The organism is Amycolatopsis sp. CB00013, from assembly GCF_001905755.1.
Classification (GTDB): domain Bacteria; phylum Actinomycetota; class Actinomycetes; order Mycobacteriales; family Pseudonocardiaceae; genus Amycolatopsis; species Amycolatopsis japonica.
The window spans coordinates 1,215,352-1,237,103 of the sequence record NZ_LIWC01000003.1; the positions used below are offsets into that span (position 1 = coordinate 1,215,352).

The following is a 21,752-nucleotide window of genomic DNA, read 5'->3' on the forward strand; positions in this document are numbered from 1 at the left end:
TCAATACTTGACCAACATCAACACGGAGAGTCACACCCTTGAACGCATTTAGTCCTCTGGATGCGGTACTTGCGTGTGCAAGGACCGCATCCAGAGGACTAAATGCGAGAGGGGGAAGGGGGTCAGCCGGCGATGTCGGCGCGGGCGATCACCTTCGTGATCCGCGCGCGTACCAAGGACTCCTCCGGTACGGCGTTGCGTTTGCCGTAGGCCTCGGCCTTGTCCTCACCCATGTACCGGCCACCGAGCCTGGTCGCCCATTCGAGCATCTCGCCGAGGTCGTCGTGCAACACGGCTTCGGCGGTGAACTGCACATACGAGTACGGCGGCTTCTGGTCGTCGACGGCCAGGGAAAGCCGAGGGTCGCGCCGCAGCGCCTTGCCCTTGAGCGTGTCCGTGCCGGTGGTGAAGATCAGTTCGTCCCCGTCCGGCCCCTCGTTCAGCAGGAACCACACCGGCGTCACGATCGCCGCCCCGTTGGCGCGGACCAGGCCGAGCATGCCCGTCCGCGTGCCCTCGCTCGCGAAGGCCCACCATTCGTCCCGGCTCATTTCACGCATGATCCCGACGCTACCGGGACACCCCGGCGGTGAGCAGCCCCGGTCACCCGGGGGTGGTGCTGCCCGGACCCCCGGTCGCCAGGCAGCACCCCGCCCCGGCTACCGGCAGGCGAGCCGGGTGATCTTGACGACCTCGTCGTCGTGGATGCGGTGCCAGGTGCCCGACGCGTACGCGGCGCCGCCGTCGTAGTCCTCGCCACCCCACCGGTTGACGATCGTGCGCAGGTGCGCGGTGCAGCCGACCGGGATCCGCACGCCGTCGATGTCCCGGTTGGGTCCCGTCCGCCCGCCGGCACTGAGCGGCAGGAGATCGGTGTAGTTCCGGCCGTCGAAGTTCCCGGCCACCGTGACGACGCGCGGAGTGTCGTTGAAGACCCCGCCGCACCAGTGCACGACCGGGGTGCAGTTGCCCTCTTCCGCCGCGGAAGCCGGTGTGCAGGCCACCCCCGAGATGAGCAAGGCGGCGGCCGCGGCCACCGGAACGAGTGAACGTTTCATGGTGAATTCCTCCCTGATCGGTTGTCCGACACGTCCACGACAGCAGCATCACGTGGCGCTGACCAGGGAAAACGATGTCGCGGTGTGTCGCGGTTCGTCCCGCGACACCGTGACCGGCTGCGACACAATGGCGATGGGGAGGGGATGGACCATGTCCACTGCGAAGGACTTCGGCGCGCAATTGCGCGAGGTGCGCGGAAGGCTCACTCAGGAATGCGTCGCCAAGCGCTCCTTACTCGGCCAGGACGCGCTGACCCGGCAACGGGTGTCCAACATCGAGAACGGTCTGCTGCCGACGGCGGGGCAACTGCGCTGCTATCTGCACGGCTGTGGGAAGCCCGAACTGTTCGAGCGCTTCGACCGGATCCGGGGCGAGGTGAAAACGAGCCCGGCCGCCAGACCGTGGCGAAGACGCGTGCTCCGGGTGGGCTCGGCGGTGGCCGCCGGGCTCGCCGCCACCGCCGTGGTGCTCGTCCTGTCTTCGGATCGCTCCGGCTCCGCTCCTGCGGCCACGGTCGTCCCGGACTGCGCGGAAGGTTTCCTCTGTTTCTGGCCCGAACCCGGCTACGGCGGCGCCAAGGTGCAACTGCCGCCGGATTGGGCGAGTGACGGACGGCAGTGCGCCGCGTTGCCGTTCCCGGCGAGGTCGATGGTGAACCGCAGCGCGGAGCGGCACTGGGGCTACGCCGGACGGGACTGCGCGGGCGGGGACCGGACGATTCTGCAGCACCGAGGCGGCGCCGAAACCTCGATCCTGATCCAGTCCTACGTCCACACCTGAGCTCCACCCGGTCACCCGTGCGGGGTGAAGGGGACGGCGACTAGCCTGGCCTGCTGTGCGAGACGACGAGCTGACCGGGATGGGGCTGGCCGACGAGGGGCTGACGCGCCGCCTCAAGGCGCTGGCCTGCACAGCGCCCTTGCACGACCTCGACGCGCGCAAGTCGAAGCTGGACTGGGCGGACGCCACGATCTACCAGATGGCCGAGATCGCCCTGCACACGATCGACCAGGTCACCGTGTCGATGGACTTCGACACCGGCGCCGACCACGATCAGGTGATCGCGCGCCTGCTGCCGTTCGTCGCGCTCCAGGCGCCGGGCCGGACGCCGGACGAACACGCCAAGGTCGCCCGGTGGGTGCTCGACAACCTGATCAACGTCGGCACCACCGATCGCGGGTTCCGCCGCGTCTACGGCTCCATCGGCCCCGGCGGCGGCTACCAGCGCCGCCAGTTCGACTTCAAGCTGCTCGTCGAGCTGGCCGCGCCCGACGGCGAGGTCTACCTGCGCGCCACCGACGAGGCGATCAACGTGCTCGTCGGCGCGCTGGACACCGACGTCGAGTCCGCGCAGATCGCGGCCGAGGTCAAACTGGAGAACCTGATCAACCGCGGCCGCCTCGCCGACGCGAAGCTCGCCGCCGAACAGGCCCGCTACCGGACGGTCCAGTACGGCGAGACGCTGCGCGCCAAACTCGACGCCACCCGCCGCGACGTGCGCGCGGTCGACTGGGAGCGCGAGGTCCCGGATCTGCTGGATCAGGCGTTGTCCCATATCGAGTCCCGGTTCCGCGCCGAGAACGCGATCCTCAAGAACATCACCGCGTCACGGGACGAGACCGAGGACCTCGACCGCAAACGCCGCGCCGCGGAGCTCGTCGACATCGTCGGCGACTGCATCCGCCGCCACACCCGGCTCCAGTCCCGGCTCGCCGACGCCGGTGCGGTGTTCCGCGCCGAGCAGGACCGCCAGCAGTTCTCCGGACCGCCGCAGCGCGCCACGATCGATCTGTTCGGCCAGCTCCTGATGCCGACGCTGGGCCTGCCGATCGCCCAGGCCGTCGCGCCGGCCGAGTCGTTCTTCCACGCCGGTGCCGGGATCTCGCCGCCGACCGTGCCGTCGCTGTCCTCGCTGGTGTCGCTGCTGTTGCGGCCCGCCCCCGAACGCGATCAGCTCGTCGGCGAGATCCCCGAGCCCGAGCTGATGCCCGCCGACGTCACCGACAAGTTCGGCGACGAGCAGTGGCGTCTCGCCGACGACCTGCTCGACCTGCCGGAGGTGCCGCGACGGCTGTCCGGGCTGCTCGAAGAGGCCCGCCGGATCGATCCCGCGTTACCCGCCCTGGTCGCCCTGCGGGCGGTGCACGCCTACAGTCCCGAGGTCGGCGCGGCGCTCCGGCTGGGGGAGCGTCAGGTGCTGCTGGCCGTGGACGACGGCACGCTGCTCGAAGATCCCGAGTTCGGCGGAGCGGATCTGCTGCTCTCGTCGGCCACGGTCGATCGCCACGAAGAAGAGGAGGAGGTCGCGTGACGACCAACGGGGACGTCGAATCCGCGGCCCGGCTCGTCTCGTTCGGCATGCGCCCGAAGCAGCTGCCGTCGCGGGACGTCGTGTACGGCGACCTGGTCCGGCGCTACGGCGAGGACAGGGCGTTCAAACAGCTCACGCACGCGGTCGCGGCCGGGCTGGGGCTGATGGTGCTGGAGGTCAACCTCCAGGCCGGTGCCGTGCTGGCGGCGACCGACGAGTCCGTCTTCGAGATCAAGATGGACAGCTACGCCCGGCAGAGCAAGATCCGCGAACGCCGGGAGACCGAGAAGGTCCTGCACGGGCTCGTCCACCTGGCCACCGCCGCGCTCGGCTACCCGCGCCCGGACGATCTCGCCAACGACACCTACATCGGCCGCGTCAGCGTCGAGCAGGTGGACGCGATGGTGCGCGAGGCCTGCCGGATCCTCGACGAGCGCGCGGCGGAGGCCGAAGCGAACAACGACCCGCTGGCCGACGCGCCCGAACTCGAACAGGCGTGGCGCGCCTACGCCCGGCGTCCGGCGGCCGCCGCGACCAAGGACGGCAGGCTGTCGTCGGACACCACACGCGGCATGGTCGCGCGGGCCCTGCGGTTCCTCGCCGATCAGGGCTTTCTCGTCCAGGTCAGCGGAGAGCAGGGCGGGACCTACCGCACCACACCGCGCTATCAGGTGCAGGTGCGGGAACTCGCCGCCGACGCGGCCTTCGACGATCTGCTGGAGCTGAACGTGGTCTCGGTCGCCAACGGCGGCGGGACCCTGCGTGCGGCCGCTTCGGACACGCTTTAACAAGGGGAGTCGATGTACGAGCTTTCGCGGGTTCGCCTGCACTCGGTGGGCCCGGCGGGCGCGCGGTACCAGGACGTCGTGCTGGACTTCAGCGGCGTCGGCGCCGCCATCACCGCGCCCAAACAGGACGCGTTGTTCAGCGCGGGCATCCACCTGGCGGGGGAGGGGCCGCCGCGGCGCCCGTCGCCGGCGAGCGTGCTGTTCCTGGAGAACGGCGGCGGTAAATCCGTCCTGATCAAGCTGATCTTCTCGGTCATGCTGCCCGGCCGCCGCCAGGTCGTCGGCACGACGAACACCAAGGTGCTGGAGAAGTTCGTCGCCGCCAAGGACGTTTCGCACGTCGTGCTGGAGTGGCTGCAGGTCGAGACCGGCCATCGGGTGATCACCGGCAAGGTGTCGGAATGGCGCGGGCACGTGGTGTCGGCGGACTCGGAGAACCTCGTCGATTCCTGGTACTGCTTCCGGCCGACGCCCTCGCTCGATCTGGACTCGCTGCCGCTGACGTCGGACGGCAGGCTGCTGACGATGTCCGGTTTCCACGACCAGCTCGACAAGGTGCACGGCGGCGAGCCGGAACTGGAGCTGTTCTGGACCCGGCGGCACCACGAATGGACGTCGCGGCTCGACGGTCTCGGCCTCGACACCGAACTCTTCCGGTACCAGCGCGCGATGAACGCCGGTGAGGGCGAGGCGGCCGACGCCTTCGCCTTCAGCACCGACGAGGCGTTCGTCGAGTTCCTGTTGCGCGCGGTGCTTTCGGAGGAAGAGCCGAAGGACCTCGCCGAGGTCGTCGCGACCTACGCGCACAATCTCGCCCAGCGCGGGGACTTGTTGTCGGAGCGGGACTTCGTCGCGGGCGCGCTCGACCTGCTCACGCCGCTGGCGGAGGAGGAAGGCGTCGCCGCCGCGTCGCGGAAGCTCGCCGACGCGGCCCGCGCCGAGATGCGGACGCTGGCCGGTCAGGTCGCCGCCCGCGACAAGCTGGAGAACGAGCGGCTGAGCGGGCTCGAACAGCACGTCGACGAGGTGAAGTCCGCGGAGAAACTGGCCGAGGGCGACCACCGCCGTCTCACCGCCGGGGTCACCGAACTCCGCCGCCTGGTCGGCAAACTGCGGCTCGACGAGGCGCAGGAGAGCAAGAAGCGGATCGACGGCGAACTGGCCGAGGCCAAGACCGCGGCCGAGGCCTGGCGTGAATGCGCCACCGTGCTCAACCACCTCAACGCCGCCCGCAAGGCCCGCGATTTCCGGGAACTGGTGGGGAATCGCGAGCAGAAGGCGCAGCCCGCGCTGCAGGCGCGTAACGCCGCCGCGGGCGCGCTTGCCAGGGGATTGCTGGGGCTGGCCAGGAACGCCACCGAGCAGGCGGCGAAGGCCGAAGCCCATGTGGGCGCCCTGCGGGCCGAAGCGGAGAAGGCGCAGGCGGAACGCGACGAGTCGGCGAACCTGGCGGCCTCGCGCCGGGCGGAAGCTCGCGGGCTGGGTGCGCGGATCGCCGAAATCCGGGAGGAGATCGCGGAAACCGTCCGCTCCGGCGCGCTCAAGGCGGGGGCGGATGTCGCCGAAGCGGCGCGCGCGGCCAGGGCCGAGGCCGAGACGACCGCCGCGGAACTCGTCCGCCGGGAACAGGAACTCGAACGCGTCGCCGAAGACCTTCGTGCCGCGCAGGCCACGGTCAACGACGCGCACCGGCTCGCGGGGTCCACAAAGGACCGGTTGGAACGCGCGGCCGACGAACTCGACCGCGCCAACCGGCGCACCGACGCGCTCGCCGTCGAACCCCGGCTGAGCGAACTCCTCGGCGCGGACGACGTCGCGCTGGAGACGGATCTCCCGGTGCTGCTGGAACGCCTGCGCGAGGCGGGTTCGGCCGCGGAGAAGGAACAGACGGCGTTGCGGATGGAGGAATCCGTCGACGAGCGCGCGCTGAACGCGCTCGGTTCCGGCGGCCTCCTGCCCGCTCCGGAAGAGGTTCAGGCCGCGCTCGACGCGCTGGAAGCCGCCGGGATGAACGCGTGGTCCGGCTGGCGCTACCTGTCCACTTTGGACAAGAAGCGGCGGGCGGCCGTGCTGGCCCGCGCGCCCCAGCTGGTCTCGGGGATCCTGCTGAACGAACCGGAACAGGTGCGGCTCGCCGAGAAGGTCCTGGCGGAGCGGCGGCTGCTGCCCAGCACGATCATCCCGGTCGCCACGACCGAGGCCACCACGACAGACCGGCTGCCGGGCGAGGCCGGGATCGAGTTCCTCGTGCCGCCCAATCCGGCGATGTACGACGAGGAGGCCGCCGACGCCGAGCGTGAGGCCATCGCGCTCCGGCACGCGGAACGCCAGCGCCGGCTGGAGGCATTGGCGACGTCGCTGGCCGACGACAGCGCGCTGTCGTGGAAGCTCAAGACCTGGCGCGAGGACTACCCGCCCGGCAGCATCGCGACGCTCGCCGAGCAGCTCCAGAACGCGCGCACCGCGCACGAGACCGCTCGGACCGCCTTGGAGCAGGCCGAAAAGGAGTTCCAGCGGCTCGGTGAGAAGGCGGCCGGGCTGCGGGAGCGGATCCCCGAGCTGCGCTCGACCTCGGCCGAGGCGGGGGAGCGCGTTCGCGGGCTGGAAGCACTCGCCACGCGTGCCGCGAAGATCCCGGAGTGGACCGACGACGTCGAACGCGCCACCGAGATCGCCGAGCGAGCCGAGGCCACGGCGTCCGAAGCCGCGGTGAAGGCCTCCCGGCTGCGCGAGCAGGCGGGCGAGGAACAACGCACCGCCGACGGACACCGGCGCACGGCGACGACCGCGAAGGCGGAACTGGCCGAAGTGCCGGGATCGAGCGACGTCACCGAGGACGACTCCGTGCCCGCCGAACCGGTGGACGCGTTGCGGCGCACCTTCGCGTCGGCTTCGGAGGCGTACGCGAAGGTGGAGGTCGGCAGTGATCTCCGTGCCGAACTCGACCAGGCCGAGAGCGTCGAGGCGTCCGCGCGGGCGGCACTGGAGGCGTTGGACGACGCCGTCCGCGAGCGGGCTTCGGCGCTGCTGGAGACGCCGGACGGCTCCGACGCTTCGGCGCGGGCCGCGGCGCAGGCGCGGGCGAACCGGGCCGTCGCGGTGCTGGAGGAGGAGCGCACCGAGATCGTCGGGCTCGTCGCGACCCGCAAGGCGGAACTGGGCCAGCTGCCGGAACAGCCGTCAGCGCTCGCCCTCGACGCGCGGCCGAAGGACATCGAGCACGGCCTGGAGCTGATCGACGAAGCCGGTCTCGAAGTGTCCGCCGCCGCGAGGAAATGGGAGGAACTGCAGGAGCGCCGCGCCGCGGCCGAAGCGACGTTGGAGTCCGCGAAGACGTCCGCGTCCGGCTTCGGCCTGCTGGCCGAATCCATGGCACACCTGTTGTCCAAAGAGGACGACGAGGTGGCCTTCGACGGCGACGTCGAATCCGCGCGCACCAAGCACTCCCGGCTCAACACGGCGCTCACCGAGGCGCAGGACGCGGCCGACGCGGGTGACCGCCGGGTGCGCGCCGCGGCCGACCAGCTGGCGCAGTACGCCACGGACAAGCGGTTCGAGAAGCTCAGCACGCCGGTGCGGCAGCAGGTGATCTCGGTCCGCCGCGACCAGCTGCCCGCCCACGCCGCGGAATGGGCGGAGGCTTTGCGGCCCCGGTTGCGCACGCTCACCGACGATCTCGCGCAGATCGACCGGCACCGCGGCGGCATCATCACCCGCCTGCAGGGCATGGTCGACGGCGCGCTGCGCACCCTCCGTGCGGCGCAACGGGTCTCACGGCTGCCCGACGGTCTCGGCGACTGGTCTGGTCAGGAGTTCCTGCGGATCCGCTTCACCGAACTCGAAGAGAACGTGCTCGCCGAGAAGCTCGGCGAGGTCGTCGACGAGGCCGCGGTGGGGAAGACCTCCGACGGCCGGGACGTCAAACGGGACGGGCTTTCGCTCGTGCTGCGCGGCGTGCAAGCCGCCGCTCCCAAGGGTTTCCGGGTCGACATGCTGAAGCCGGACTCGGTGCTGCGGACCGAACGGCAGCGCGTCTCCGAGATCCGGGACGTGTTCTCCGGCGGGCAGCAGCTGACCGCGGCGATCATCCTGTACTGCACCCTGGCAGCGCTGCGGGCGAACAACCGCGGCAAGGCCCGCAACCGGCATTCCGGCGTGCTGTTCCTCGACAACCCGATCGGCCGCGCGTCGGCGGGCTACCTGCTGGAACTGCAGCGCGCGGTCGCGGAGGCGCTGGGTGTCCAGCTGATCTACACCACGGGCCTGTTCGACGCCGGCGCGCTGAGCGAGTTCCCGCTGATCGTGCGGCTGCGCAACGACGCGGACCTGCGGGCGGGGCGCAAGTACCTGTCCGTCGACGCGACGATCCGGAACGCGACCGACGAACTCGGCGAGCCGGACGGTGTGGCGCGGCTGTCGGCGACGCGCCTGTTCACGCGGCCGTCGGAGGAACCGGAGCAGGAGGAAGAGACGGCCTGACGCGCGATGTGGCACGCGGTGCTACCTCGCGCTATCATCGATCCATGAGCGTTCAGCACGAGATCTCCCAGCGTGATCTCCGGAACCGGTCCGGCGAGATCATGGACGCGGTCGAGCACGGGGAGACCTTCACCGTGACCCGTAGCGGTTCGCCCATCGCCCAGCTGGTCCCGCTTTGCCGCCGTCACGCTGTTTCGCGGGACCAGTTCGCCACCGGCTCGGCCAACGCTCCGCTCATCGACCCGGACAGGTTCCGCGCGGACCTCGACGACGCTTTCGAAGGGGAGGCGGAAGATCCCTATGGCCGCTGAGGTCCACGGCCTGCTCGACACGAACATCCTCATCCTCCGGCGGACGATCGACCACGCCCAGCTGCCGGACCTGATGTCGATCAGCTCGATCACGCTCGCCGAACTGTCGGCGGGGCCGCATTACGCCACCGATCCGGCCGAGCGGGCCCGGCGTACGGATCTGCTGCAACGGGTGGAGTCCGAATTCGACCCGCTGCCCTTCGGTACCGAGGCGGCCAGGATCTTCGGCCGGGTGTCGGCGTCCGTGCTCGCGATGGGCAGGACACCCCGGCGCCGGGTGGCGGATCTGATGATCGCCAGCGTGGCCATCGCGCACCGGATGCCGCTCTACACGACGAATCCGCAGGATTTCGAAGGCCTGAAGGAACTTCTCGAGGTCGTTCCGGTCACCCGGCCGGCGTGAGGCGTTTCCGCGTCGACGTCCGGTACTGCCCGGGCGCTTGGTCGCGGGCGCGCCGGAAAGCCCGGCTGAACGCGTACACCGACGTGTAGCCGACCGAGCGCGCGATGGTGTCCACCGTGTCGTCGGTGTCGCGCAGCCGGACCGCGGCCAGGTCCATCCGCCACAGGGTCAGGTAGTCGCCGGGCGTCCGGCCGGTGGTTTCGCGGAACCGGCGGGTCAGCGTGCTGCGTGAGGTCGCCAGTTCCGCCGCGAGCAGATCGGTGGTCCAGGGTCTCGCCGGGTCCTCGTGGATCTTGGCCAGCGCCACGCCGATCAGCGGATCGCCGAGGATGCCGAGCCAGGTTCCCCGCGTCTCGGCCGGTTTCTCGGTCCGCCAAGCGCGGAGCAGCTGGACCAGGAGGATGTCGACGAGCCGGTTGAGGACGAAGTCGGTGGCGATCTGCGGGCTCGCCAGTTCCCGCGACAGCAGCCGCACGGTGTCGTCCAGCCCGTCGCGGCCGCGGTTCGCGCGGATGTGCACCAGTTCCGGCAGGGTGGCGAGCACCTGGGTGGACACCGCCGGGTCGTAGTCGTAGGACGCGCCGAGGACATGGGTCTCGACCTCCCCGGAGCCCAGGCGCAGCACGCCACCGCAGTCCCGTGCCTTTTCCGCCGCGGTGCACAGATTGGGAATGATCGCGACGTCCGGGGCGCTGCGCAGGGTGTGCTCCGGCCCGTTCGGCAGCAGGACGACGTCGCCGGGCATGAGCTGCCGCGGCGGGTGCCCGGCCAGTTCCAGCCAGGCCGTCCCGCAGGTGATCGCGTAGAAGGCGGCGCGGGAGATGCCGTGCCAGAGGATGCCCCACGGCCCGGACGCCTCGATACGTGCTCCGGCGGTGCCCCGGACGCCGCCCACGGCGAGCACTTCGGCCAAGAGGTCCATAGTGGCGATGGTAATGCGACAGACGGATATGTTCATGGCCTTTTCGAGCATCGATACGGTCACTCGGTGCGCCATATGATCGAGGCATGACAGACACCTTCGACTTCGACAAGATCAACCGAAGCGTGATAGCCGAGTTCCGCGAAACGGGCGGCAAGGCGGGCGGCATGTTCGAGGGCTACCCGCTCGTCCTCGTCCACCACACCGGCGCGAAGTCCGGTACCGAGCGGATCGCGCCGCTCGTCCCGCTCCTCGACGACGACCGGATCTACATCTTCGCGAGCAAGGGCGGCGCCGACGACAACCCGGCGTGGTTCCACAACCTGGTGGCCAATCCGGACACCAAGGTCGAGCTCGGCACCGAGACCTTCCCGGTCCGCGCGCGGGTGCTCGCCGGCTCCGAGCGCGACGAGGTCTACGCCAGGCAGTCGGCCCTCATGCCGCAGTTCGCCGAGTACCAGAGCAAGACCAGCCGGGTCATCCCGGTTTTCGAGCTGGAGCGCGTCTAACCCCGCGTGGGTGGCGCGGGTGGCTCCAACCGTCCTCGCCACTCACGAGCGCGGCTCAGTTCGAGGTGATGAGGTAACCGATCACCGCGGCCTCCAGGACGATCACCAGCATCACGATCACCACGAGGCCCAGGTTGCGTTCCCGGCGTGAACGATCCGACTCGGTCACTGTGGGTCGCTCCTTCCGCGCTCTTGGTGTTCCGGCATCGGTACTTTCTCACCAGAAGTATCGGTATCCCGCACGGACCCCGGCAAGGCCCCGGTAACCTCCCGCGCATGGCGGGCTCCGAAGACTCCCAGCGGTTGATCGGATGGACCGGCGAGCGGTGTGTGCCGTGGGCCGGGGATATCCAGATGATCTACGAGCACTACCACCGATACGCGCTCGCCGCCCGGTTCGTCGCGGGCAAGCGTGTCCTCGATCTCGCCAGTGGTGAAGGGTACGGCGCGGCGCTGCTGGCCACGACCGCCGCCGAGGTCGTCGGCGTCGACATCGACGAGCCGGCCGTCGCACACGCGCGAGCCACTTACGCCGGGCGGAAGAATCTCAGCTTCGTGCAGGGCTCGATCATCGACCAGGGGCTGCTCTCGGACGCCGGCCGGTTCGACGTGATCACCTGTTTCGAAGCCATCGAACACGTCGTCGAGCACGACGATCTGCTGAGCCTGGTCCGGGTCCGGCTCGCCCCCGGCGGGATCTTCCTCGGCAGCACCCCCGACATCCGGGTCTACAGCCACGAACACGGCAACGACAATCCCTTCCACGTCAAGGAATTGACCGAGGAGGAGTTCCGTGCGCTCCTCGGCGGCCATTTCGGGAACGTGGCCGTGCTGAGGCAGAACGTCGCGGTGGGTTCGCTGCTGGCCGCCGTCCCCGGCGAGCCGCACGCGAGCGGACCGGCGCTGAACCAGAGCCTGACCGGGAACGGCGAGGACGGCTGGACGGTCACCGACGGCAGCCCGCACACGTACCTGATCGGGATCGCCTCCGACGGCCCGCTGGACGCCGTCCCGGCCGTCAGCACCCTGCTCGATCCCCGGCTCTCGTTGCTGGGCGAGATGCGGGACCAGGGCGCGGCGGGGCAGGCCGAGGCGGCGGAGGAGCTGGCCCGGCTGAAGGAGGAACGCGACCGGCTCACGGCCGAGGTCGCCGAACTCCGCCGGGAGGCGGAACTGGACGCGGCGCGGCTCGCGTGGCGGACCGAGACCGCCGAGCGGTACAGCGCCGAGGTGGCCCGCCTCGCGGAGGAGAACGCGGTACTGAGCGACGGGCACTCGGCCACGGTGAACCGGCTCGTCAAGAAGTACCGGGGCGCCGTCGAGAAGTACGCGCCGAGGGGCAGCGCGGTCCGGGGCGCCTACGAGCGCGTGCTCGGGCGCACCGACGAGGTCCCGCCGGAAGGACACGGCCTCACCCCGGTGGCCGTGAGCACCAGCGCCGAACCGCTGGCCAGCATCGTCATCCCCGTCCACGGCCAGTGGGACTACACGCGGCAGTGCCTGGAATCGATCGAGGCGGGACGGCCACGGATCCCGTTCGAGGTGATCGTCGTCGACGACGATTCGCCCGACGCGTCCGCGCGGGTGCTCGCCGAATGTCCCGGCGTGCGGCTGGTCCGCACCGGCACCAACGTCGGTTTCCTCAAGGCCGCCAACCTCGGCGCCGCCGAGGCCCGTGGCGAACTGCTGGTCCTGCTGAACAACGACACCGAACCGAAGCCGGGATGGCTCGACTCGCTGGCCGAGGCGGTCTACCGCGACGACCGGATCGGCATGGCAGGCGCGAAACTGCTCTACCCGGACGGCACCCTGCAGGAATGCGGCGGGATCGTGTGGGCGGACGCCGGTGCGGCGAACTACGGCCACGGTGACGACCCGGACGACTCCCGCTACGCCTCGGTCCGCGACGTCGACTACTGCTCCGGCGCGGCGATCATGATCCGCCGCGAACTCTTCGAGCGGCTCGGCCGGTTCGACGAGCGCTACGCGCCCGCGTACTACGAGGACACCGACCTGGCGTTCGCGGTGCGGGCCGCCGGTTTCCGGACCGTGGTCGAGCCTGCCGCGGTCGTGGTGCACCACGAGGGCGTCTCGCACGGCACGGATCCGGACTCGGGCCACAAACGGTTCCAGACGATCAACCGGCCGGTGTTCGCCGAGAAGTGGGCGGACGCGCTCGCCGGGCAGATCGCCGGGCCGAGCCCGGCGGGGCTGTGGCTCGGGCGGCAGCGGATGCCGGGGAAAGCACCACGTGACACCGGAATCGTGCTGATCGCCGATCTCCGGGTGCCCACCCCGGACAAGGATTCCGGCTCGGTCCGGATGCGCAGGGTCGTGGACGAGCTGCTCGCGCTCGGGCAGCGGGTGGTGTTCTGTCCGATGGACGACGGGCAGCCGCCGGAATACGCCGAGGACCTCAGGCGCGCCGGCGTCACCGTTCTCCTCGACCCGGCCGACCGCGAGAAGTTCCTCGACGAGGCGGGCAGCGCCTTGAGCCTGGTGCTGCTGTCCCGGCCGACGGTCGCCTGGCATATGGCCGAGCGGATCCAGATCTGCGCGCCGCAGGCGCCTCTGGTCTACGACACGGTCGATCTGCACTTCGTCCGGCTCGGCAGGGAAGCCGATCTCGTCGAGCGGATCGGTGATCCGGCGATCGCGGTGATGCTGCGGCGGCGGGCCGAGCTGTACCGCGAACTGGAGCTGGCGCTGGTCCGGTCCGCCGATCGCACGCTGGTGGTGTCCGAGGCCGAACGGGACCTGCTCGCCGAACTCGTGCCGTCGGCCAAGGTCGACGTGCTGTCCAATGTGCACCCGTTCAGCAGCGAACGCGCCGCCCCCGAAGGCCGGTCGGGCGCGATCTTCGTCGGCAGTTTCGAACACGGCCCGAACCGGGACGCCGCGTACTGGCTGGCCGGGGAGATCTGGCCCGCCGTACGGCGGAAATGCCCGTCGGCCGAGCTGGAGCTCGTCGGCGCCGATCCCACCGGCGAGCTCCAAGCGCTCGCCGGTGACGGTGTCGTCGTCCGAGGCTGGGTCGCCGACCTCGGACCGGGTTACGCCGCGGCGCGGCTGGCCGTGGCGCCGCTGCGATTCGGCTCCGGGGTCAAGGGAAAAGTGGGCGAGAGCCTCGCCTTCGGGGTGCCGGTGGTCGGTACCCCGCTGGCCTTCGAGGGTATGCGGCTGCGCGACGGCGAAGAGGTGCTGACCGGTGAGACGGCCGAGGAGATCGCCGAGAAGATCGTCACCCTGCTCACCGATGACGCCTTGTGGCAACGGCTTTCGGACTCGGGCAGGGTCGCCGTCGCGGACCAGTTCGGGCCAGGGGTGGCTCGCGCGACCCTGAGCGGACTGCTCGCCCCGGTGGTCCATGAGTAGCCGGGGCGCGAAGACCTACGCGAAACCGGACACCGGATTCGCCTGGCTGCGGATGTTCGGGGCGATCCTGGTCGTCTTCGAGCACTGTTTCCCGATCATCGAACCGACCCGGATCACCAGCCTGCCGTCGAGCTGGAACATCTCGCTGGGGTACTTCGCGCTCATGGGCTTCTTCGCCATGAGCGGCTACCAGATCGCGGACAGCTGGCGACGTGACTCCTCGTGGTGGCGCTACCTGCTCAAACGGGTGCTGCGGATCTGGCCGCCGCTGCTGTTCGTGGTCATGGTGACGGCGTTCGTGATCGGGCCACTGGTGACGGTGCTCAGCCCGCGCGAGTACTGGGGCAACCCCGACACCTGGGGTTACGTCGTGCACAACGCGATGCTGTACCCGTTGCAGCACCTGCTGCCGGGGGTGTTCACGGAGAATCCGTACCCGTATTCGGCGAACGGTTCGATCTGGACGCTCCCGATGGAGACCACCGGGTATCTGATCGTGCTCGTGGTCGGCCTGGTGGGCGGCCTCGCCCGCGGACGGATCGTCCTGTTCCCGCTGCTGCTGGGGTTCATGGTGGCGGACGGGATCATGGGGGCTTCGGTGGGCTTCCAGGGCGACGCTGGCACCTTGTTCAGCGTGCCGCTGGGGTCGATGGTGGCGTTCCTCGTGGCGTTCGTCCTCGGGATGCTGCTGCACGCCTACCGGGACCTGATCCCGTTGCGCCCGGCCGTCGCGTACGCGTTGGTGGCGCTCTACCTCGTCGCGAACTTCACCCCGCCCATCGAACCCGCGACGCGCTTCATCCTGCCCATCGCCGCGGGCTACGGCGCGATCACCTGGGCCTACCACTGGCCGCGCCGGCTGGAGGGCTACGACCAGTGGGTCTATCCCAGTTACGGGATGTACGTGTGGGGAATGCCGGTGCAGCAGCTGTACACCCTCGCCGGGGTGCGCGACTCGTATCTGCTGATCGTGCTCGCGGTGCCCACCGCGTACCTCTGCGGGCTGGTGTCCTGGCGGCTGATCGAACGGCCGACCCAGAAGCTGCGCGTCTACCTCCGGGTGCCGGACGAACGCCGGTCCGGCGACGGAGAACGCGCGCCGAATCCGGACAACGAGATCACCCAGGTGATTCCGGCCGTCCCGCCCGCGTTCCCGACCCGCCCGGGCGTCGGCTCGGGCGGCTGACGGCCGATCCGGCGGTTTTGTCGGGCCCCGGTGATAGAACCGATCCGTGACCCCCAAGATCGACACCGCGCAGCGCCGCGCCCGGCTCGTGACGCGTCATCGCCTCACCACGCCCGCCGAGTCGGTGCTCGCCGCCGCGGACGCGGTCGTCGCGCTGCACGCCACGGATCCGGCGTCGGTGCACCTTTCGGCGTGGGCGCGCGTGAAGGGCGACGGCGTCGCCGAACTGGAGAGCGCGCTCTACGAAGAACGCACGCTGATCCGGATGCTCGGCATGCGCCGCACGGTCTTCGTCCTCGGGCACGAGAACGCGGCTCTCGTGCAGGCCGCGTGTTCCGCCGACATCGCCAAGAAACAGCGCCGCCTGCTCGAACAGCATCTCGGCACGCAGGGCCATCCGGAGAACGTGCCGGAGCCGGCGCGCTGGCTGGCCGAGGTCGAGGACGCGACGGAGCGCGCGCTGAAGGCCCGCGGTTCCGCCACGGCGCAGGAGCTTTCCCAGGACGAGCCGCGCCTGAAGCAGCAACTCCTGATGGCGAAGGGAAAGCCGTACGAGGCGATCGCCAACGTCACCAGCCGGGTCCTGTTCCAGCTCGCGGTCGACGGCCGCATCGTGCGCGGCCGCCCGCGCGGCAGCTGGATCAGCAGCCAGTACTACTGGGCCCCGATGGAGGGCTGGCTGCCGCAGGGCCTCGACGGCTGGGACGCTGACGCCGCCAGGGTCGAGCTGGCCCGGAGGTGGCTCTATGCCTACGGGCCCGCCCCGATCGCGGACCTCCGCTGGTGGACGGGCTGGACGGTCGGCCAGACGAAGAAGGCGCTCGCGGAGATTCAGCCGGTCGAGGTCGATCTCGACGGCGTCCCCGGCGTGGTGCTCGCCGACGATCTGGAGCCGGTCGCGCGGCCCGAGCCCTGGGTCGCCCTGCTCCCGTCCCTCGACCCGACGGCGATGGGGTGGATCGAGCGCGACTGGTACCTCGGCCCGCACAAGGCGCCGCTGTTCGACGGCACCGGCAACATCGGGCCCACCGTCTGGGCCGACGGCCGCATCGTCGGCGGCTGGGCGCAGCGGCCGGACGGCGAGGTCGTCCATCACCTCCTGGAGGACGTGGGCGCGGACGTCGAACGGGCCGTCGAGGCGGAGGCGAACCACCTGGCCGAGTGGTTCGGAGAGGTGCGAGTCACGCCACGGATGCGCACACCGCTGGAGCGACGGCTAGCACAGTGAAGCTGAGAGTTTTCCCAAGACGTCCTGGTAGCGACGCACTTAATCGATTCTTGACCTGACCCACCGAGTGGTGGAAGTCTCGTCAGGGCAAAGAGGGCCGCCCGAGCGCGCACGCTAGGGTTGCGCCCGAGTAAAGGACGTCTTACCGGGGCGATCCCGGACGAGTCTCAAGGGAGTGGCAGCAGTGACGGTTCGCGTAGGTGTCAACGGCTTCGGCCGCATCGGCCGCAACTTCTTCCGGGCCGTGCAGGCCGCCGGTCACGACATCGAGGTGGTCGCGTTCAACGACCTCGGCGACGTCGCCACCATGGCCCACCTGCTGAAGTACGACTCCATCCTCGGCCGCTTCCCGGGCGAGGTCAGCGTCAGCGACGAGGGCATCGTCGTCGACGGCAAGACGATCAAGGCCCTCGCCGAGCGCGACCCGGCCAACCTGCCCTGGGGCGACCTGGGCGTGGACGTCGTCGTCGAGTCGACCGGTTTCTTCACCAACGGCGACGCCGCCAAGGCGCACATCGCCGGTGGCGCCAAGAAGGTCATCATCTCCGCGCCCGCCAAGGGCGAGGACCTGACCGTGGTGCTGGGCGTCAACGACGACAAGTACGACGGTTCGCAGACCATCATCTCGAACGCGTCCTGCACCACCAACTGCCTCGGCCCGCTGGCCAAGGTCCTCAACGACGCCTTCGGCATCGAGCAGGGCCTGATGACCACGATCCACGCGTACACGCAGGACCAGAACCTGCAGGACGCGCCGCACAAGGACCTGCGCCGCGCCCGCGCCGCCGCGCTGTCCATGGTCCCGACCTCGACCGGTGCCGCCAAGGCCATCGGCCTGGTCCTGCCGGAGCTCAACGGCAAGCTCGACGGCTACGCGGTCCGCGTCCCGGTCCCGACCGGTTCGGCCACCGACCTCACCGTCACGCTGACCAAGAGCGCGACCCTCGAGGAGATCAACGCCGCGTACAAGGCCGCCGCCGAGGGCCCCCTGGCCGGCATCCTGCGCTACAGCGACGACCCGATCGTCTCGGCCGACATCGTCACCGACCCGGCGTCCTGCATCTACGACGCGCCGTTGACCAAGGTCATCGGCAACCAGGTCAAGGTCGTCGGCTGGTACGACAACGAGTGGGGCTACTCCAACCGCCTCGCCGACCTCGTCAAGCTCGTCGGCACCAAGCTCTCCTGAACCATGGCGCTGAAGAACCTCGAAGACCTGCTGAGCGGGGACGTTTCGGGCCGGTACGTACTCGTGCGTTCCGACCTGAACGTCCCGCTCGACGGGGAGACCATCACCGACGACGGCCGTGTCCGCGCGGCCCTGCCGACCCTCAAGCGCCTCGCCGAGGCGGGCGCGAAGGTGGTCGTCACGGCGCACCTCGGCCGTCCGAAGGGCGAGCCGGACCCGAAGTTCTCGCTCGCGCCCGTCGCCGCGAAGCTCACCGAGCTGCTCGGCGTCGACGTCCCGCTGGCGCGTGACCTGGTCGGCGAGTCCGCCAAGGCCACCGTCGCCGGCCTGCACGACGGCCAGGTGGCCCTGCTGGAGAACGTGCGTTTCGACGCGCGCGAGACCAGCAAGGTCGAGGCCGAGCGGCAGGAGCTGGCCGCCGAGCTGGCCGCGCTCGTCCCCGGCGGCGCGTTCGTCTCCGACGGTTTCGGTGTCGTGCACCGCAAGCAGGCCTCGGTCTACGAGATCGCGCGGGCGCTTCCGGCGTACGCGGGCGGCCTCGTGCTGGCTGAGGTGGACGTCCTCAAGAAGCTGACCGAGGACCTCGCGCGGCCGTACGTCGTCGTCCTCGGCGGCGCGAAGGTGTCGGACAAGCTGGGCGTCATCGCCAACCTGCTGACCAAGGTCGACAGGCTGCTCATCGGCGGCGGCATGGCGTACACCTTCCTCAAGGCCCAGGGCCACGAGGTCGGCAACTCGCTGCTGCAGGAGGACCAGCTGGACCAGGTCCGCGGCTTCCTCGCCGAGGCGGAGAAGCGCGGCGTCGAGCTGATCCTGCCGGTGGACGTCCTCGCCGCGACGGGTTTCGCGGCCGACGCGGAGTTCGACGTCGTCGACGCGACGGCCATCCCGGCCGGCCGCATGGGTCTCGACATCGGCCCGAAGTCGCGCGAGCTGTTCGCGGGCAAGCTGGCCGACGCGGCGACCGTGTTCTGGAACGGCCCGATGGGCGTGTTCGAGTTCGAGTCCTTCGCCGGCGGCACCCGTGCCGTGGCCGAAGCGCTGGTGAAGAGCGATGCCTTCACCGTGGTCGGCGGTGGCGACTCCGCCGCGGCCGTGCGGCAGCTCGGCCTGCCGGAGGACGGCTTCTCGCACATCTCGACCGGCGGCGGCGCGTCGCTGGAGTACCTGGAGGGCAAGGAACTGCCCGGAGTCGCTGTGCTGGGAGAGAACGACTAGTGGCGCGCAAACCGCTCATCGCCGGCAACTGGAAGATGAACCAGAACCACCTCGAAGCCATCGCGCTGGTTCAGAAGATCGCCTTCGCCCTGCCGGAGAAGTACTACGCGAAGGTCGACGTCGCGGTCCTGCCGCCGTTCACCGACATCCGCAGCGTCCAGACGCTGACCGACGGCGACAAGCTGTCGCTCACCTACGGCGCCCAGGACCTGTCGCCGCACGACTCCGGTGCCTACACCGGTGACGTGTCGGGCCCGATGCTGGCGAAGCTGGGCTGCAGCTTCGTCACCGTCGGGCACTCGGAGCGGCGTGAGTACCACGGCGAGTCCGACGAACTGGTGAACAAGAAGGTCAAGGCCGCGCTCAAGCACGGCATCACGCCGATCCTGTGCGTGGGAGAGAAGCTCGAGGTCCGCGAGGCCGGGGAGCACATCGCCCACACCACGACCCAGCTGGTCGAGGGCCTCAAGGGGCTCAAGGCCGAGCAGGTCAAGGACGTCGTCGTCGCCTACGAGCCGGTCTGGGCGATCGGGACCGGCAAGGTCGCGACCCCGCAGGACGCCGAGGAGGTGTGCGGAGCCATCCGCGCCACCCTGGCCGAGAAGTACGGCGCCGAGGTCGCGTCCTCGGTCCGCGTGCTCTACGGCGGCTCGGCCAAGGCCAACAACATCAGTGACCTCGTCGCCTGCGAGAACATCGATGGTGCGCTCGTCGGTGGTGCCAGCCTGGATGGTGACGAGTTCACCAAACTCTGCGCACTCGCCGCGGGCGGGCCCCTGCCCTGATCGGGGCACCTACCGGGTAACCTGGGTATCCGGTCCGTCACACAGCAGTGGACGAGTCCAGGAGTACGGTGTGTTCTGGCGGTCAAGAGCCGCTGGTGGCACACCGTTTTCCTGCATTCTCCAAGAGCGCAGAGGATGACATGAAGCTGTTCCTGCAAATCCTGTTGATCGCCTCCAGCGTGCTGCTGGTGGTCGCCGTGTTGCTGCACCGCGGCCGTGGTGGCGGTCTGTCTTCGCTGTTCGGTGGCGGTATGCAGTCGAGCCTCTCCGGCTCGAGCGTGGCCGAGAAGAACCTCGACCGGATCACGCTGCTGCTGGGCGCGGTGTGGCTGATCAGCATCATCGGCCTCGGGCTCCTGCTCAAGGTCTGATCGATCCAGGTGTTTCGGCGTGCCTATGGGGGGCGCGCCGCCGATCCCTATAGGTGTGAGGATTCATGGTTGGCGGTAACGCGATTCGGGGCACCCGTGTGGGTGCCGGGCCTTCGGGCGAATCGGAGCGGGGTGAGTCGGCGCCGCGGCGCCGTATTTCCTACTGGTGCGCCAACGGGCACGAGGCACAGCCCTCGTTCTCGATGGACGCCGAGATTCCCGACGAGTGGGACTGCCCGCGTTGCGGGCTCCCCGGTGGGCAGGACGAGAAGAACCCTCCTGCCGCGCCGCGGACCGAGCCTTACAAGACTCACCTCGCGTACGTGAAGGAACGGCGTTCCGACGCCGACGGCGAGGCCATCCTCGCCGAGGCGCTGGAGCGGTTGCGCCAGCGCCGGGAGATCTAGCAGCCGCTCACCGGTCGAGCGGGTACCGGGCACGCACCCGGAACCCGCCGTCCTCGGTGTCGGCGGTTTCGAAGCTCCCACCCAGCAGTCGAGCGCGTTCGGCCAGCCCGGTCAGCCCGTGCCCTCCCGAGGGCAGGGCCGCACCGGGGGTCCGAGCGCGCTCGTTGCGTATTTCGACCTTGAGCGAACCGTGCTCGCCCTGGATCCGGATGGTCGCGGTGGCGCCCGGTGCGTGCTTGTGCACGTTGGTCAGGCATTCCTGCACGGTCCGATAGGCCGCCGCCGAAACCTGGCTGGGCAGCAGGTCGGGGATCCGCTCCACGGTGAGGTGCACCGGGACGTCCGAACCGCGGATCAGCCGGTCGAGTTCGTTGATGCCCGGCCGGGGCCCGTCGTCCTCGGAGCCCGAGCGGAGCACGCTCACGAGTGAGCGCAGCTCTTCGAGGGTCTTGGTGCTCAGCTTCCGGATGACCTGCGCGGTTTCGAGCGACCGGGCGTCGGTGGTCTGCGCCTGCAGCGCGCCGGCCTGCATCGCGATCAGCGTGATCTGGTGCGAGACGACGTCGTGCATCTCCCGCGCGAGGCGGGCGCGCTCCTCCGCGCGGACGGCGTCGGCGTGGAAGCGGCGTTCGCGGTCGCGGCTGGCGGCGAGTTCGGAGAGCTTCTGCGAGATCTCGGTCCGCGCTCCGATGAGCAGGCCGATGGCCACCGGCATCCCGGCGACGATGACGCCGTAGATGCCGTCCAGGACGTGTTCGCGCCAGCTGAGCTCGACGAAGTCGGCCAGCGGCCACTGCACGAACCGGCAGGTGAAGACGAGCGCGAACCCGGTCCAGGTCTGCCAGTGCATCTGTTTGCGGGTGGCGAGGAAGCCGAGCGCGATCATCGCGGCCAGTTGCGACCACCCCGCCAGGAAACCGGGGACGGTGACGATCACCGCGAGGAACGGCAGCTTGCGCCGGAAGGCGAGACCGAGGCACGCGGCGCCGGACAGGTAGATCGAGTACGGCTGGGCCTTCTCGGGGATCACCAGCCAGACGTCGAGCGCGGCCAGGAAGATCGCGAGCGTGTCGATGCCCAGCGCGACCAGCGCCGGACGTTTGATCTTGGCGAACGACATGACCCCGGCGGCACGGCGCATCCGGTCGGCGGCGTCCGCTCCGGAGCCGCCCACCGAGATACCTGGCATCGAGAGACCCTCTGTGCTCATC

19 protein-coding genes are annotated in these 21,752 nt (G+C 69.9%); 15 read left to right on the plus strand and 4 right to left on the minus strand.

Going from position 1 to position 21,752, the window contains the following annotated elements; all coding sequences use genetic code 11:
• Positions 1-122 precede the first annotated feature (122 nt).
• Positions 123-560 (minus strand): PPOX class F420-dependent oxidoreductase, encoded by a 438-nt coding sequence (locus AMK34_RS25305; RefSeq protein WP_038515552.1) that lies wholly within the window; start codon positions 558-560, stop codon positions 123-125.
• Positions 561-659: 99 nt separating this feature from the next.
• Positions 660-1,058, minus strand: a complete 399-nt coding sequence (locus AMK34_RS25310) for a hypothetical protein (RefSeq protein WP_038515550.1) — start codon at positions 1,056-1,058, stop codon at positions 660-662.
• 151 nt (positions 1,059-1,209) lie between these two features.
• On the opposite strand from AMK34_RS25310, the gene AMK34_RS25315 reads away from it, so the two are divergent.
• From AMK34_RS25315 to AMK34_RS25340, 6 genes are all read left to right on the plus strand, one after another.
• A complete protein-coding gene (locus AMK34_RS25315; protein ID WP_073846995.1) occupies positions 1,210-1,839 on the plus strand; it encodes a peptidase inhibitor family I36 protein in 630 nt (209 codons plus the stop codon).
• Positions 1,840-1,918: 79 nt separating this feature from the next.
• The gene (locus tag AMK34_RS25320; RefSeq protein WP_073847189.1) at positions 1,919-3,370 is read left to right on the plus strand and encodes a hypothetical protein; all 1,452 of its coding nucleotides are present in this window, start codon (positions 1,919-1,921) and stop codon (positions 3,368-3,370) included.
• Positions 3,371-3,417: 47 nt separating this feature from the next.
• Positions 3,418-4,158, plus strand: coding sequence for a hypothetical protein (locus tag AMK34_RS25325; RefSeq protein WP_051071906.1), 741 nt, complete (start codon positions 3,418-3,420; stop codon positions 4,156-4,158).
• Positions 4,159-4,170: 12 nt separating this feature from the next.
• The gene (locus AMK34_RS25330; RefSeq protein WP_073846996.1) at positions 4,171-8,637 is read left to right on the plus strand and encodes a hypothetical protein; all 4,467 of its coding nucleotides are present in this window, start codon (positions 4,171-4,173) and stop codon (positions 8,635-8,637) included.
• Between the two features lie 44 nt (positions 8,638-8,681).
• Entirely contained in the window at positions 8,682-8,948 is a 267-nt protein-coding gene (locus AMK34_RS25335) for a type II toxin-antitoxin system Phd/YefM family antitoxin (protein ID WP_037320919.1), read from the plus strand.
• Positions 8,938-9,351 carry a type II toxin-antitoxin system VapC family toxin gene (locus tag AMK34_RS25340; RefSeq protein WP_073846997.1) on the plus strand — a complete coding sequence of 138 codons (414 nt, stop codon included), beginning with the start codon at positions 8,938-8,940 and terminating at the stop codon, positions 9,349-9,351. The genes AMK34_RS25335 and AMK34_RS25340 overlap by 11 nt, the downstream gene beginning before the upstream one ends.
• Here the strand turns inward: AMK34_RS25340 and AMK34_RS25345 are convergent.
• Positions 9,335-10,273, minus strand: a complete 939-nt coding sequence (locus AMK34_RS25345; protein ID WP_073846998.1) for an AraC family transcriptional regulator — start codon at positions 10,271-10,273, stop codon at positions 9,335-9,337. The genes AMK34_RS25340 and AMK34_RS25345 overlap by 17 nt on opposite strands.
• A gap of 86 nt (positions 10,274-10,359) precedes the next feature.
• On the opposite strand from AMK34_RS25345, the gene AMK34_RS25350 reads away from it, so the two are divergent.
• The 9 genes from AMK34_RS25350 (at position 10,360) to AMK34_RS25390 (ending at position 20,541) form a co-directional block, all read left to right on the plus strand.
• The gene (locus AMK34_RS25350) at positions 10,360-10,782 is read left to right on the plus strand and encodes a nitroreductase family deazaflavin-dependent oxidoreductase (protein WP_038515539.1); all 423 of its coding nucleotides are present in this window, start codon (positions 10,360-10,362) and stop codon (positions 10,780-10,782) included.
• 276 nt (positions 10,783-11,058) lie between these two features.
• Entirely contained in the window at positions 11,059-14,157 is a 3,099-nt protein-coding gene (locus AMK34_RS25355) for a glycosyltransferase (RefSeq protein ID WP_073846999.1), read from the plus strand.
• Positions 14,150-15,343, plus strand: coding sequence for an acyltransferase family protein (locus tag AMK34_RS25360; RefSeq protein ID WP_073847000.1), 1,194 nt, complete (start codon positions 14,150-14,152; stop codon positions 15,341-15,343). Before AMK34_RS25355 ends, AMK34_RS25360 begins: the two co-directional genes overlap by 8 nt.
• Before the next feature lie 46 nt (positions 15,344-15,389).
• Positions 15,390-16,571 carry a winged helix DNA-binding domain-containing protein gene (locus AMK34_RS25365; RefSeq protein WP_073847001.1) on the plus strand — a complete coding sequence of 394 codons (1,182 nt, stop codon included), beginning with the start codon at positions 15,390-15,392 and terminating at the stop codon, positions 16,569-16,571.
• A gap of 184 nt (positions 16,572-16,755) precedes the next feature.
• Positions 16,756-17,760 carry a type I glyceraldehyde-3-phosphate dehydrogenase gene (gene gap / locus AMK34_RS25370; RefSeq protein ID WP_038515534.1) on the plus strand — a complete coding sequence of 335 codons (1,005 nt, stop codon included), beginning with the start codon at positions 16,756-16,758 and terminating at the stop codon, positions 17,758-17,760.
• A gap of 9 nt (positions 17,761-17,769) precedes the next feature.
• Positions 17,770-18,978: a phosphoglycerate kinase gene (locus tag AMK34_RS25375; protein WP_274534450.1), complete on the plus strand. Its 1,209-nt coding sequence runs from the start codon at positions 17,770-17,772 to the stop codon at positions 18,976-18,978.
• On the plus strand, positions 18,978-19,763 hold the full coding sequence (tpiA, locus tag AMK34_RS25380) for a triose-phosphate isomerase (protein WP_034311753.1): 786 nt from the start codon (positions 18,978-18,980) through the stop codon (positions 19,761-19,763). The genes AMK34_RS25375 and tpiA overlap by 1 nt, the downstream gene beginning before the upstream one ends.
• A 140-nt stretch (positions 19,764-19,903) precedes the next feature.
• Positions 19,904-20,134 (plus strand): preprotein translocase subunit SecG, encoded by a 231-nt coding sequence (secG, locus tag AMK34_RS25385; protein ID WP_016333144.1) that lies wholly within the window; start codon positions 19,904-19,906, stop codon positions 20,132-20,134.
• A gap of 65 nt (positions 20,135-20,199) precedes the next feature.
• On the plus strand, positions 20,200-20,541 hold the full coding sequence (locus AMK34_RS25390) for an RNA polymerase-binding protein RbpA (protein WP_034311760.1): 342 nt from the start codon (positions 20,200-20,202) through the stop codon (positions 20,539-20,541).
• A gap of 7 nt (positions 20,542-20,548) precedes the next feature.
• On the opposite strand, the gene AMK34_RS25395 is transcribed toward AMK34_RS25390, so the two are convergent.
• Positions 20,549-21,751 (minus strand): sensor histidine kinase, encoded by a 1,203-nt coding sequence (locus AMK34_RS25395; protein WP_073847003.1) that lies wholly within the window; start codon positions 21,749-21,751, stop codon positions 20,549-20,551.
• Between the last annotated feature and the right edge of the window lies 1 nt (position 21,752).